The sequence below is a fragment of the Paenibacillus sp. FSL H7-0326 genome, assembly GCF_001955535.1.
GTDB lineage: Bacteria > Bacillota > Bacilli > Paenibacillales > Paenibacillaceae > Paenibacillus > Paenibacillus shunpengii.
The window spans coordinates 44868-58728 of the sequence record NZ_MPVN01000010.1 but is presented as its reverse complement, the minus strand read 5'-3'; the positions used below and the strand labels follow the sequence as shown (position 1 = coordinate 58728).

Genomic DNA, 13861 nt, shown 5'->3' with positions numbered 1-13861 from the left:
TTACATCTCCTTTAACACCAAATAAGATTTGTGCAACAGATAAGTAATTACACAAATCTTATTCAGCATTAATCCAATTAATAACTTGAAATAATTCTATTAAGGCATTGTTATAGGTGAAGCGGGTGTAGCAACAGGTATCAGACCAACCCTTTTATCTTGATACCCCTTAATTTCAGCAAACGTTATATAGGCATTTCTTGGTGCAGACGGATCAAGATAAGCGGCAACAGCGAATGAGCCGTTTCTATGTGCAGTTGTACTGTGGTAGGTGAATAGTCTACTTCCATTTAAATTCTTTACGCTTTTTACTGCTCCGCTTGACTTATAACTAAATGAAGGCATTGTCCAAGAAGCATCACCGCTAATAGAGGATGACATAAATGTCAATTCTTGATTTGAATCTGGATCACTCTTTTTCTTTACATACATAAAATCTATATTTTCGAACCATGAAACAGTATAGTTAGAGGTGACATCGGTTATTACCGTAGTTCTTCCGAAATTTGCATCAGTGATAAAGTTATACACTGCATCAAAGAAGGTTATTGAAGCATCAACAGGTTTACCAATTGTAGAAGCGCCTTCTTTTATAAGAGACCCAACCAATTTTACAGCAGCAGCTTGCACTTCGCTAGAACTTTGCGTTACTCCAGTTTGAACTCCCCATAGTATGGATTTCGTGCTATTAGGCTCCGCTGTCAGGTGTTGAACTTCGTATGTAACCCCGTTTTTCACCCATGAATTTCGAACACTTGACCAAACATATTTTGGATTTTTTGGCAATGCTATTTGAGGTGTGGGTCCATTATATGTTTTTTTAGCAATTTCCATTTTTTCAGCAACTTGAGCTTGAGTCAAGAATTCACCCCCAAGTGCTTCTAATTCTTTTCCTAGTTTTTCATATTCTTCTTGGTACCCTTCCTTTTTTTGTGCTAAAACTAGACTTCTTTGTTCGTATAATCCTTTAATTTTCTCATCTACGCTTATTGAATTTAGTGGAACAATATCAGCACTCACTACAAGATCATCGGAAGCTAAAGCGACGCTTGAAATACTGAATAACAATGTACCAATTAATAAACTTGAGAGAAATCCTTTGACTCTTTTTCGTTGCCACTTTTTAATCAATAAAATCAACTCCTGATCATTGGTACTCATTTAATTCGTAGATGATATGATCTAACTTTATTTTACAATATTTTTCATTAAATTAAATATTAATTACTAGATCCATTATCTTTAAATTCAATAAAATAAAAACGATCATCTATTTCGTTCGGATTTTCATATTCTATATACTCTTTAACAAAGTCCAATCTCACTTCTTGGCCCTAAGATTGATAGCAAAGCAATTTCATAAGTAATTGTCAATCTGCAAACAGCCCAAAATAGGTGCCCTCAGGTACAATGGGCAAACCCCCAACATAGCATATTACATAATCAGATCAAACAAAGGAGAAGATCCTTAATGTATCCTTATCATTGTGTACCTTCTAGCTATATCCCGAATGAGTATCGTCAGTTACTTCCATCCCAAACCTTAAATTTTCCATTTGGACAGCAGGACTTGGGGGTTGAGTGGCATGAGCAAGAGGGATCTTGGAGCGGCTTGTGGCGCCGGCGGGGAAACAGCAATATTTTTGACGCAAGATGGACGATGCCTGGTACGAATGCAACACCAATCACAGCAGTTTTGACAATTTATATCTTCGGTAATTTTGTGTATGTTCAGCGTCGGAACAGCAGTGATGGCAATAACTGTGACTACACCGGCACTCTCTCCTCAGATGGACGCAGGGTTTCCGGTACGTTTAGATGCAATCAAGGCGGAGGTACTTGGACCGCCACGATTGTAAGACGTGAAAGGCCCCGTCTAGGACGAGTTTGGTACGAACAAGAAGACGGCTGGAGCGGGGTATGGACGCGCCGAGGAAACAGCAATATTTTTGATGCAAGGTGGACGATGCAAGGTGCGCAGGATATTACAGCTGTACTGACGATCAATATATCCGGCAACAACGTGCAGGTGTTACGAAGAAACAGCAGCGATGGCAATAACTGTACCTACACCGGCACCCTTGCTGCAGACGGCAGAACCGTTACAGGAACCTATACCTGTACGCAAGGCGGCGGATCTTGGAGAGCAACGATCACTTTTTGATTTGTTGAATGGACTGAGACTGTCTGTAATTCTTCCAAATACAAAAAAGGACCCATTATTCGTTGGGTCCTTTTTTGTTAACCTCTGCCCTTTCCTGAAAATCTCACTTAAATGTATCCGGGTATTGGGCTAACGCTAACTGATCTTCGATCGGAAACACATCGCTTATCAGTTTATAGCTTAATTGAATGATCCTTTCATTATCCAATGTTGTATACGGTTTGAAATGACATTCGATAGATCCTTTAAGTGTATTATCCAGCGATAAGCAGCGAATCGAGGCGGCATGGGAAAAATCGAAGTTTTTGAAATCAATGGATTAGCGGATTTTTAGGTTTTTGATGTCAAACACAATACGCTTTAGAAGCAAAAATTTTACATACAAGCAGCTACAGAAGCAGACCGTGTGAATGAACCTTAAAAGTGATTGAACCCTTTAATTATAATTGTATAATTGTTATAACAGTTGAATAAGATGATAAGGAGGAATTCTAATGAATAGGATGATAGAGATGGAGCGAAAAGTAACGAAGTTCGGTAACAGCTTAGGTATCACCATGACGGATGCTTTGAAGCAAATTGGATTGGAGCAAGGCGATACAGCGAGTATTGATGTTAATCCTGCAACAGGCGAAATCCTCATTAAAAAGTCAACAAAGGTTTCTCTACCTGAAGGGATTAGTGTAGACTTCATGGATACTTTGACAGATGTCATTGAAGAATACGATCAGACATTACGAGGACTGAAAGACAGATGACGTCCACTCGTTATTTATCCGTTCAAGAAGTAATAGCTATTAACGTAGCTATGATTCAACGCTACAGCCCAGGTGAACAGATAGGAGTTAAAGAACCTGGGTTGCTTGAATCAGCAGTGCATCGACCTCAGCATTCCATTTTGGGCAAAGATGCATATCCTACTATAATGGAGAAGGCTTCGGCTTTATTTGAATCTTTGGGTCAGAATCACCCTTTTCACAACGCTTAAACGGACCGCTTTTACAGCACTGGTCATATTTCTGCGTTATAATCACCTGCAATTCAAAATGGGTCCCAAGCAAGCCGAAGATTTTACGGTTGACATGGTAAACCATCATATCGACCGTCAACAAGTAGTTAAGATTATCGAAGCTCATTCTATTAATCTACTAGAATCATAGAACACAAATCCCATCAGGATATCTGGTGGGATTCTTCATTACCTATAGGTGAATGATAATAGTGATTTTCCAGAATTAGCATCGATGACAACATTGAACTGGTTATACGTTGGGGCTTCCTTCCCTTTCATTGCGTGTCCTGTACCTTTTATATCGAAAAATGTAACAATGTATACAGGTGTATTTAACAAAAAACCATCCTTCTTTAATTGGCTGTTACGAATTAACGCTTCTTCGGTAAAGGCATTCATAAATGGATAACTAAAAAGCTGATATTCCGCTTCTATTGAGCTAGCTTCCTTAGCAAACTTGGGACTTTTAGCTGAAGCAATGTTGATCGCTTCTTCTACGCTTACTTTTGGAGCAAATAAAGGGGGACTTAGCTTCATTCCGAGAAACTTTAATCGATCCTTGTCATGGAGAGTTATCACTTCAGATGCTGTGGTCGCATCATATGTATTTATATCAAATGGAACGTCTACTTGCTGTATTTCCTCTACAGCTTGCAATGATATGTCACTGGTCTGAGCTAAAGCAGTTCCAGGTGCTTTTAATACAACAGCAGCTGAAAACAGAAATGCGAAGAATATATGGGTGCGTTTCATTATAATAACTCCCTCTGTAACCATGTACTGATGATCCAGTCTATTATAAACAACAGAAGAGAATCTCATTCTAATGCTTCAATACAAATGTCCCCGAGCAATCTGATCTGGATCAACAAGATTCCCCCAACCAATCCTTCACTTGCATACTTAGTGTGCTCTTTCCGGCACCATTAGTTCAAAGAAAACGGTCATAAGCGGTTTAATGTCATCAAACTTGTTTCCTTGCACGTCTTCTCGTATACGTTTGTTATTTTTTATATAGTAAATAGACGCACCTAAATCTTTAGCTTAACGTACATGTTGGTTTGCTTTTTTTTTAAAACTTCTTGGAGTTGTTCTCGATTAATAACCATCTAAAATTTCTGAAGATCTCACTTAAATGTATCCGGGTATTGGGCTAACGCTAACTGATCTTTGATCGGAAACACATCGCTTATCGGTTTATAACTTAATTGAATGATCCTTTCATTATCCAATGTTGTGTACGGTTTGAAATGACCCTCGATAGATCCTTTAAGTGTATTATCCAGCGATAAGCAGCGAATCGAGGCGGCATGGGAAAAATCGAAGTCTTTTAAATCAATCGAGCGAATTTCCTTATTGCCATAATCGTTATAGTGGATTATTAAGTTCTTGATGTCAAACACAATACTCCAATAGGTGAGTGTGGACGGAATTCCGTCACCGATCCAGCTCCAATCTACGGATGGCTTCACCGCAATATCTTCTAACACACAAAATGCTTCTTCTACCGAAAGAGGCGACGTGTTATCTAATCGGCACTTATCCTCCACAAGGCGATAACCTAAGGTAAAACGGTCAAGAGATGTGACCTTTCGGGATAATTGCGGAATTGGAATATCTTGAAATTGATTGGCGTACGCCAATGATTTCTCGAAGCTCGTATTGGTAAGTGAAAAATAGGGTGCATCCTGAGTTACATGTGCTCTTCCCTCAATAAATTCGATAATTGCTGTCTGACCCGTTGCATCTGCAATCATATAGTGGAGTTCATACAAGGTTTTTTCTAACCTGATGTGATCTAGATGATAAATTACTTCTTCTACGGAAGCATATTGATCTAGCTGATATTGTATCCATTGCAGTTCATTCAGGGCAGGTCTGCTGTCCGTTTGCGGATATAGCCCGTCTTCATGATACATCATCGCAATCGTGAGTCCCTTCTCATTCATCCCGTTCATCGGCAACTCACGGCCAAACTGCGTAAAGGTAATGTTTCCATACTTTGTTTTCCAGCGAACCCCTCTCGTCCCGTCAGCCTTGAAAGACTCTTTCATAAGGTCCCTCGTACTTACAACAATTAAGCCATGTCCATAGTAAAAATCGTAATTGTGCCCCAGTAACATCACTTCTTCATTTTTCATCGCAAATGTGGTACACATCTCTCGATTCCCTCCAATAAAAAAGCTTCCTGATCATCAAATTAACAGGTTGTTAACTTGAAATTTACCAGAAAGCCGTTATCGGTTTTTGATTCTGATTGCTACATTGTTATCGAATGGAGAATGATATTTCCATATGTGAATTTTCATGGAATGGTCCTTTAAAATCTGCTCCGTACCTTTCAAGAAGAAAGTCTTTTGTTAATTCATATGATTGATAAGGGATGCGATAACGATACAAAAAATGATATGTATTTATAATTTTCTCTTCTTCCCCCATGAACAATCTGCCCTTATGTGAATAGGTCACTACTTTTGCATACTCAATACACTTTGCTGTCATTCCATTCGGCACATAAGCCGTGTCATAAACCTCCACTGCGATTAACTCTTTATATTTGGGAATATCTCCGGAATAATCTATTCCATAACAGATGCGAAATATGGTTTCGTTTACGATGTTACGTATTCGCTCTGCTTCCTTTAAAAAAAGCTCCATTGCGTCAACGACACTATACGCCTGCTCATCTGTCATTTCCCGTTCTATTCCTATCAGCTTGAGGTCCTGTATGATCTCAACCTTCTCGTTTACAACAATTTTTCCGTTCATACTCTTAATATCAAGTCTGAGAGAATCCACATTCATCTTGCCTGTTGCGCGCAGCGCCCAATCCACATTATTGGTTTTTCGAAATGCAGCTGGGGTACAGTGGAACAACTTTTTGAAATTACGCGTGAATACTTCCTGTGAGTTAAATCCATATCTTGTCGCTATGGTTAATATATCATCATTTGTGGTACAGAGGTGCTCTGCGGCCTTGCTCAACTTCCTCTCCTTCATATACTCATGAACTGTCATACCCACAATTGCTTTGAACAGACGATAGAAATGAAACTTAGAAACGTGAGAACTGCGAATTGCCTCATCGACATCGGTATCATCTTCAATATGTGTCTCGATATATTCAACAACTTTTTGAATACAATGAAAATAATCCAATGATCGTTCTCCTCTCTCACTGTACGTCTGCTATATATGTAAATACAACAACAATTCAACTTAATATAGCCCATGTCAATACTACTACTATACCGGTGTAGAAAAAGGCTGAATACAACTTGTCTAAATGCCTGTACGTTTCCTTGAGGCTGCTCAGCACTAGAAATAGTATAGATAACAGTAGAAGTATAATCCCTAATATTCTTAGAAGTTCGATCAATGTATGCAAAAGAATCATTCCTTCGTATCGTCATTAATTCCTGTTAATCCTGTTATGATATCCTAACAATAGAAATAGGAGCCGTGCTGAAAAGAGCGTATGAATGACACTGCATATCTTAATCGGTAATAACAAATTCACACTAGTCATCAGACTGCCTCAACAGAATTTCTTCCCACTCGCCATTTAAAGTTTCTTTGAAGATATGAAGATTACCCTCATGCTCTCCCATAATAAAGTTGAATCCCGTTTCTGTCCAATCTTCAATAACGGATAGACTACCATTTGATTTAGCTGAATACATAAAACTATACTTTCCATGTACTAATGTAATGTCACGTGCAACTGGATAAAAATCGTACCAGAACAGCTCATCTGTTTTCTGCCCAAGAATACCTGCATCCCCACCTCTTGAAAAATGGGAGCTGCTAATTTCAAACCTGAAATCCAACCAATGTAAGGGGTTTAACGGGAATTCATAATGATGATCAGGTTCCACTGTGATATATGACTTTTCCCAAACAGGATACTGAACCCGCACTTTTTCTTCGATGATCTCTTTTGCCGTTACTCGAAATACTAGGTATATTAGTACGAATAGTATTGAAGTTATTACAGGTGATTTAGATTTATTGCTTAAAAGCAAACTCCATACAAGGCCGATAACCAATGGAAACCATATCCACGGATCACCTAAAGTAATAGCTCCCATAATAAAGGACTTATCGCTAACCGGATAAAATGCTGGTATATCATGCCCCATGTAGTCTAAAAACAAATGTCCAAATAAGACAGACAAAATCGAAGATCCCCAAATTAATTTAAATGATGCCTTTTTATAGAACTGTTTTGTCAAATAAGCCACACCTAACGCTAGAAAAGGGGCAATCAGTACCGAATGGGACCATGGAGCTGTACTTCTATCCCCCAAAAAATCAGGAATTATCCCACAAAGGGCACCTGAACAGAGGCATACAACACGGTCTTTCCAATTGTTCTTTGGCAAAAAGCAGTATGCAATAATTGCCCCCAAAAGTGCATGTGATAAGACATGAAAAAACAAATATAGATAAGGATCCATTGGAACTGCACCTTCTTTGATTTACTGATTAGCATTATGCATACCACTTTCATCTTCTATATGCTCTATAACATAGAAGATATTTCCTACTATATTATTTTTTCAGCATATCCTCTTTTCCTTCAGAGCTGTCAATGAAACATCATTCAGAAGATGTTCACCGTCTATTTCTTTGTCTTCTAACGTTACCATTAAAAACTCCATCAACAAAACCAAAAACCACCAATCAGAACTTCTGGTTGGTGGTTCTTTAAGCACTTTAAATGAAGTCGAGGGGGAGTCGAACCCCTGTCCGAAGGTAAGCTTCTTAGCGTGCTACTTCTAGCACCATTAGTTCCAGCGAAACTATCATAATCGGTTTAATGTCATTCATGGTATTCAAATTCCTGACGTTGTCCGGATTCATCAAACACAATTTCAAACTTGTTTCCTTGCGCGTCTTCTCGTATACGTTTGTTATTTTTTATATAGTAGATAGAAGCACCTAAATCTTTCGCTTGCTTACGTGCATGTTAGTTTGCTTTTTTTAGAACTTCTTGGAGCTGCTCTCGATTAACAATCGTCTGAAGTCCCTCCGTTCCCATTGAGTTTCAACGATTATATCACAAACTAAAAAACCACCAACCAGAAGATCTGGTTGATGGCCTTTGAGTACTTAGAAAATGGAGGCGAGGGGAGTCGAACCCCTGTCCGAAGATAACGCCACATAAGCTTCTACGGGTGTAGTCACAGTTTTGATGTCACCCGAGTAGCGCCCCGTAACCGGCTCTACGTTGGGTCAGCCTGTTTGTCTTCTTCAGCTAGCCGCAGGCGGAGACTAGACAGCGTATCCCACTAAAGTTGGGCCCTCATCCCGGTACATGGGCGATACAGAGCGAGAGCACGCACGCAGGTTATTAAGCTGCGAAAGCGTAGTTGTTTTGTTGTTTGCCGTTTAATAGGCTTTAGCGTTGATGAAGCGGACGCGTCCCCACTACCCGCTACTCATGCTCGAACTATCCCCGTCGAATCCAAAAACGCCCCCTTGTTATAAAGGGCCTCCTGGATAGATCGGATCAATAAGAGCACCAGTAGATCTATTCCGCATCCTTCCCCTCCATGGTAAAAGGATGACTAGAAGCAATTGGTTATACCAGAGCACTTGTTCTCTCTCGTACATCCTTAGTATATCACAAAAGTATATATAATGCGACTTACTCCAATCTATAACTTGCAGGTAAACAAGGAGAGAGTTGGAAAAGCGCGTCATACCTAACCTATTCTGACCAGCTGCAACAGAGCTAACTCAGACATTAAATGTCACTTCATTCGTTCAAAAGCACCGCTAAATCAACTTACCGAGCAACCTTCTGCTTCTCGCGCAGTGCACGCTGGATATCACGCTGTGCATCCCGCTTCGCGGCGGTGTCACGTTTATCATATTGCTTCTTACCTTTACCCAGTCCAAGCAGCAGCTTCGCATATCCATTACGAACATAAATCTTCAGCGGTACGATGGAGTATCCTTCCTGTTTCGACAGACCCAGCAGCTTGTTAATCTGTGCCTTGTGCAAGAGCAGCTTACGCGTACGTGTAGGATCATCCGGGTTATTGCGGTTCCCTTGCTCGAACGGGCTGATATGCATGTTATGAATATGGATCTCGCCGTTCCGAATGGTCGCAAACGCATCTCCAATATTCGCACGCCCATTCCGCAGAGACTTAATCTCTGTCCCAGTCAGCACCATTCCTGCTTCATACGTATCCTCGATGAAATAGTCATGGGAAGCCTTCTTATTCTGCGCTAATACCTTGCCGTCATTCTTCTTCGCCATGTTCTCTTCACCTCTTCGTATCGTATTGTAGCAAGCACTGACGGTCATTTTGTCTATAAGACTGCGGGAAATAACAATCATTTCCGGACTTCATTGTATCAAATTCTATGATGAGAAATCAAGGTAACAAACCCCTATATGCGTTGTACCCCGCTGCCAACGGTTTGAAGCACTTGCACTTCCCCATCTCGCATTGTAAAAAGAACACTCGGCTCAAGCTCCGGCTGAGCTTCACTGTACTTATTTAGCAGTCTCCAAGGTTGAACAGACCCCATATTCCACGCTTCCTCGAGCGTACACAACCCCTTGCGAACCAATCGGCTGATTCCTTGAATCAGCATTTGAGCCGATCCGGCAAGCAACTCCGGCTGAGCGGTCAAATGAAGCTTTCCTAATTCCGTCAGTGTTACTCTTCCACCAATATGCGTCTTATAATCCCCTGCCGGTAAACCCGCCAAATGGGCCGCATCGCTGACAAGTATGGCCTTTTCCTTTTTTACGCGCATAATGACCTTCTGGACCGCATCCGGCAAATGAAATCCATCCGCAATAAAGCAGGTGTATAGCTCATCAGCGGCTAGCTGCTCCCATATGTAGTTGGGATGTCTTGGAAGTATCAGATGTGCGCCATTGCCAAGATGAGTAGACATGAATGCCCCGGCTCTTACGGCCTCAACAATCTGCTCACTGCTCGCCGCTGTATGCCCTACGGATACAATGATTCCTTCCTGCACACACTGTTCTATAAACAGCTGGCTCCCAGCCCACTCGGGTGACATCGTCACAATCCGGATCATCCCTTTGCCAGCACTCTGCAGGCGCTGAAACAGATCTATATCCGGTGCAATCACACATTTCGCTGGGTGTGCTCCCCTGGGGCCGTCCTCCCGTGAGATAAAAGGACCTTCCAAATGCACCCCCGCTATGCTCCTCCTTGTGATCTCATTTACTGAACAGGCTGCCGCAATTATTCGCAAGGACTGACTCATTGCTTCTTCACGGTTTGTAATTACAGTCGGGCAGTATTTCACGACACCAACGGCTTGTAACAGTCTAGTTACTTGGTGAACCTGCTCCACCGTAAGATCTGGGCTATTAAAATCAATACCCATGTATCCATTTACCTGCAAATCCACAAGACCTGGCGCGAAATAGACTGTTTCACTATTAATACCTGCGAGAGCAGTATTGTTATCTTCAGTTATCTCCACCTTGATTCGTTCCCCAGTGGCATAATGCACAGCTTCCGTATATCGCGTGTTAACCATCTAGACTAACCTCCTTCTCATATAAAAAAGCGTCTTAACGACGCTCGATAACATGGAAAATTAGCTGTAAAAGGCTACGTCTCTGCTTAAATACACTCTTTTATTTTAAAGGGGGTTCATGTTCATTCATTTCACCCCAAGCTGCCAAATCTACATACAAAGTACACCTCGGATGTGTTCTTAAAATGCTGGCCGGACAAGCTTCGCTAATCTTACCGTTCACCGTGTTATATACCGCCTGCTTCTTTGTCGGTCCTGGCACCATACAGAACAGCTCTGTTCCGGACATGAGTGCGGGCACCGTCAATGTAAGCGCATGGGTGGGTACTTCGTCGAAGCTCGGAAAGCAGCCATCATTCACCTGCTGCTGCCTGCACGCCTCATCCAGCTCCACCGGCTTCACCCAAGCCTGATCTGCAAAATCAGCCACCGGAGGATCGTTAAAGGCAATATGGCCGTTCTCACCAATCCCCATAAATACAAAGTCAATCGGTCTCTCCCTCAAGAGCTCCTCATACCTGCGGCACTCCACTGCCGGTTCTGCCTTCCCGTTTAGTGGGTGCCATGCGTTTAGCCCCGGTTCTGCCGCCTGTATGACCCGCTCCTCTACAAATCTGGCAAAGCTTTGTTCTGCCGTCCGGGACAACCCGATATACTCATCCATATGAAAAGCCTCTACCCTGCCCCACTCCACATCGGCTGCTTCCATAAGCGCTTGCAAAAATTCATTTTGCGATGGAGCTGCGGCAAAAATAACTCTCACCCGCTCCTGTGTGCGTAGCCGCTGCTGTAAAGAACGAACGGCCTCTGCGGCAGCCGCCTTCCCCATCTCTTCGCGTGTTGCATATACGCTGACCTTCAGCTGATCTGCATGTGTTTGAAATACTGGTGTAATCATGAGCTCACTCACCCTCTCACCCGCCTTTCTTCCTAACAGCCTATTTCGGATTCCATCTCAATTTTGCATTCCTGCTGCTCCCCTACACCATTGAAAAATGCTCTTTGAGCTTAATCTCCTGCTTCAGACGTGAGGATGCATACGTCCCCAAAATGATCTCCAGCGAATGCCTTCCCTCTGTCCCCGGTACCACCGGTGCACGTCCTTCACGCACTGCATAAGCCAAATCGCGAAGCTGCTCCCGATGCCCGTCTGGAATGACGGCAAAAGGGGCAAACTCCGGCAGTGTAACCTCTGCTCCATCCAGTTCAAGCATCACGATATCATCCTCTTCAATGATCAGTGTGCCCGTTTCTCCATATAGCTCTAAACGCTGACCCTTCCCTTTATAAGCGGTTGTCGTAATCTCCAGTACACCCATCGCACCATTTTCATATTGGAGCAGTGAGGTTACCGTGTCCTCCACCTCAATATCTCGCAGTACATTTCGGGCTCTTCCCTCAAGCGAAGCAACTGGGCCTGCCAGCCACTGGAGCATATCCACGGTATGTATGCCCTGATTCATCATGGCTCCGCCTCCGTCCATCGCCCATGTTCCACGCCATCCCGCACTGTCATAATAAGCCTGACTCCGATAGATCTTCACGTAGGCGGAACAAAGACTCAGCTTGCCAAGCGCGCCAGAGGCAATGAGCTGTTTCGCGTACTGTGCTTGCGGTGACATGCGGCGGGGAAATACGGTAGCAAGCAGAACTTCCTCCTGTTCACAGGCTTCAATCATGCGCTCTACGCCTTCCATCTGGATCGCCATCGGCTTCTCGACAAGGATGTGTTTACCCGCTCTTGCCGCTCGAATGACCTGCTCCTCGTGCAGTCCACTGGGTGTGCAAATGGATACCACTTCGATGTCGGGCCTTGCTAATAACTCATCCAGATTCGAGTATGCTGCTGCGCCATATTGTGCAGCGAATCGAGCGGCTTGATCCGGGTTCACATCACATACGGCCACAAGCTCTGCCTCCGGTAGTTTTGCGATCTCACTAGCATGAACCTCCGCAATAATTCCGCAGCCCACAATCCCATATCTCACAGGTATTATTCCTGCTGACATAACCCGCTCACCCTTTCCTTATATGTTCCTTTTTAGAGTAAACAAGGACCCGCTCTGCCTGCTCATCTGCCATTAATGTGGCTCTTGTAGCTGCCAAGAGATCCTCATGCGTAAATTCATGCGGCTTCCCCTCAATCCGGTTTATAAAATCCTCCACGATACGAACAGGAGGCATACGCAGCGGCACTTGCTGCAAGGGCTCCTCATGGGTCATCATGAGCAGTAGCTCCTCTTCACCATCCAGCTTCGCTGCCGGATCACCTGCGAGCCTAATTTCGGCGCTCCCCAAGGTGCCCGTCACGAAGATGCGTCCATCTCCCCAAGTCCAGCATTTTTCCGGGGCATGCCAATCCGCATACAGCTGAGCGCTGACTCCGCCATCCAGTACGATTTGAACAGCGGCCGTATCGTAGAAGTCTGGATACTGTGACAAGATTCTTTTGCCCATTGCAGCCTGGATGCTGTGAATCTCTTGACCGGTCAGCCAGCGCAGCAGATCAAAGTCATGCACCAGCAAGTCAACAATAATGCCTCCCGACTCCTGCTTGTTGAAGTGCCATGCAGGACGGGTCTCCGGCCGCAGCCGATGCGGCTTCCGCATGGTGATACTCATGATCTCTCCCAGCTCACCATTCAGCACCATTTCGCGCAGCGTATATAATGAAGGGCGATAACGCTCTGTTAACAGTATTCCTAGCTGAATATTCCCTCTATTGATTAGCTCCTCAAGCTCGTTATACCCCTTCCAGTGAACAACCGCTGGCTTATCCAGCATCAGATGCTTGCCGTATTTCTCACATTGGAGTGCGATCTCCAATTTGAGGTTATTCACGGCAGAGCTCCCTATGATTTGAACCTGCTCTTGCTCAAGCAGCTCCTTACTGCTGTCTACAAGTTGCAGCTGATACTTGGCCGCCAGCTGAGTGGCCAGTGCCAGATCACCTGGTTCACATATGCCCGCACACGCATAACCCAGCTCCAGCATCTCCTCGATAAAAATCGAGATATGCGGATGCTGACAGCCGATCACCGCAAACTTCTCTGCCTTTCCTGATCCAGGCAAGCCTCTTACAGATGACATCATACCTCTCCTTTCCGCTAAGAGATCTTTACAAAATGTCATGCTCCAATACG

12 protein-coding genes, 1 other RNA gene and 1 pseudogene are annotated in these 13861 nt (G+C 43.4%); 3 read left to right on the top strand and 11 right to left on the bottom strand.

The window, feature by feature from the left end; genetic code table 11:
- Window positions 1–99 precede the first annotated feature (99 nt).
- On the bottom strand, window positions 100–1131 hold the full coding sequence (locus BK126_RS27065) for a hypothetical protein (RefSeq protein ID WP_076315576.1): 1032 nt from the start codon (window positions 1129–1131) through the stop codon (window positions 100–102).
- Between the two features lie 340 nt (window positions 1132–1471).
- Between BK126_RS27065 and BK126_RS27060 the strand changes: the two genes are divergently transcribed.
- The 3 genes and pseudogenes from BK126_RS27060 (at window position 1472) to BK126_RS27050 (ending at window position 3324) form a co-directional block, all read left to right on the top strand.
- Window positions 1472–2164 carry a hypothetical protein gene (locus BK126_RS27060; RefSeq protein WP_076315575.1) on the top strand — a complete coding sequence of 231 codons (693 nt, stop codon included), beginning with the start codon at window positions 1472–1474 and terminating at the stop codon, window positions 2162–2164.
- Between the two features lie 494 nt (window positions 2165–2658).
- A complete protein-coding gene (locus BK126_RS27055) occupies window positions 2659–2922 on the top strand; it encodes an AbrB/MazE/SpoVT family DNA-binding domain-containing protein (protein WP_076315574.1) in 264 nt (87 codons plus the stop codon).
- Window positions 2919–3324: pseudogene (locus tag BK126_RS27050) on the top strand (type II toxin-antitoxin system death-on-curing family toxin). Before BK126_RS27055 ends, BK126_RS27050 begins: the two are co-directional and overlap by 4 nt.
- 38 nt (window positions 3325–3362) lie before the next feature.
- Here the strand turns inward: BK126_RS27050 and BK126_RS27045 are convergent.
- The 10 genes from BK126_RS27045 to BK126_RS26990 form a co-directional block, all read right to left on the bottom strand.
- Window positions 3363–3929, bottom strand: a complete 567-nt coding sequence (locus BK126_RS27045; protein ID WP_076315573.1) for a PepSY domain-containing protein — start codon at window positions 3927–3929, stop codon at window positions 3363–3365.
- Window positions 3930–4303: 374 nt separating this feature from the next.
- Window positions 4304–5335 carry a linear amide C-N hydrolase gene (locus BK126_RS27035; protein WP_076315572.1) on the bottom strand — a complete coding sequence of 344 codons (1032 nt, stop codon included), beginning with the start codon at window positions 5333–5335 and terminating at the stop codon, window positions 4304–4306.
- A gap of 109 nt (window positions 5336–5444) precedes the next feature.
- Window positions 5445–6335 (bottom strand): AraC family transcriptional regulator, encoded by an 891-nt coding sequence (locus BK126_RS27030; RefSeq protein ID WP_076315571.1) that lies wholly within the window; start codon window positions 6333–6335, stop codon window positions 5445–5447.
- A gap of 362 nt (window positions 6336–6697) precedes the next feature.
- Window positions 6698–7636 carry a metal-dependent hydrolase gene (locus BK126_RS27025; protein ID WP_076315570.1) on the bottom strand — a complete coding sequence of 313 codons (939 nt, stop codon included), beginning with the start codon at window positions 7634–7636 and terminating at the stop codon, window positions 6698–6700.
- A gap of 660 nt (window positions 7637–8296) precedes the next feature.
- Window positions 8297–8660: a transfer-messenger RNA gene (gene ssrA, locus BK126_RS27015) on the bottom strand.
- A 310-nt stretch (window positions 8661–8970) separates the two neighbouring features.
- Window positions 8971–9450: an SsrA-binding protein SmpB gene (gene smpB, locus BK126_RS27010; RefSeq protein ID WP_076315569.1), complete on the bottom strand. Its 480-nt coding sequence runs from the start codon at window positions 9448–9450 to the stop codon at window positions 8971–8973.
- A 134-nt stretch (window positions 9451–9584) separates the two neighbouring features.
- Window positions 9585–10718: an N-acetylglucosamine-6-phosphate deacetylase gene (locus tag BK126_RS27005; RefSeq protein ID WP_076315568.1), complete on the bottom strand. Its 1134-nt coding sequence runs from the start codon at window positions 10716–10718 to the stop codon at window positions 9585–9587.
- A gap of 100 nt (window positions 10719–10818) precedes the next feature.
- Window positions 10819–11628 (bottom strand): glucosamine-6-phosphate deaminase, encoded by an 810-nt coding sequence (locus tag BK126_RS27000; RefSeq protein ID WP_305954060.1) that lies wholly within the window; start codon window positions 11626–11628, stop codon window positions 10819–10821.
- Window positions 11629–11698: 70 nt separating this feature from the next.
- Window positions 11699–12727: a Gfo/Idh/MocA family protein gene (locus tag BK126_RS26995; protein ID WP_076315567.1), complete on the bottom strand. Its 1029-nt coding sequence runs from the start codon at window positions 12725–12727 to the stop codon at window positions 11699–11701.
- A gap of 7 nt (window positions 12728–12734) precedes the next feature.
- Window positions 12735–13811, bottom strand: a complete 1077-nt coding sequence (locus BK126_RS26990) for a Gfo/Idh/MocA family protein (protein WP_256703069.1) — start codon at window positions 13809–13811, stop codon at window positions 12735–12737.
- Window positions 13812–13861: the final 50 nt, after the last annotated feature.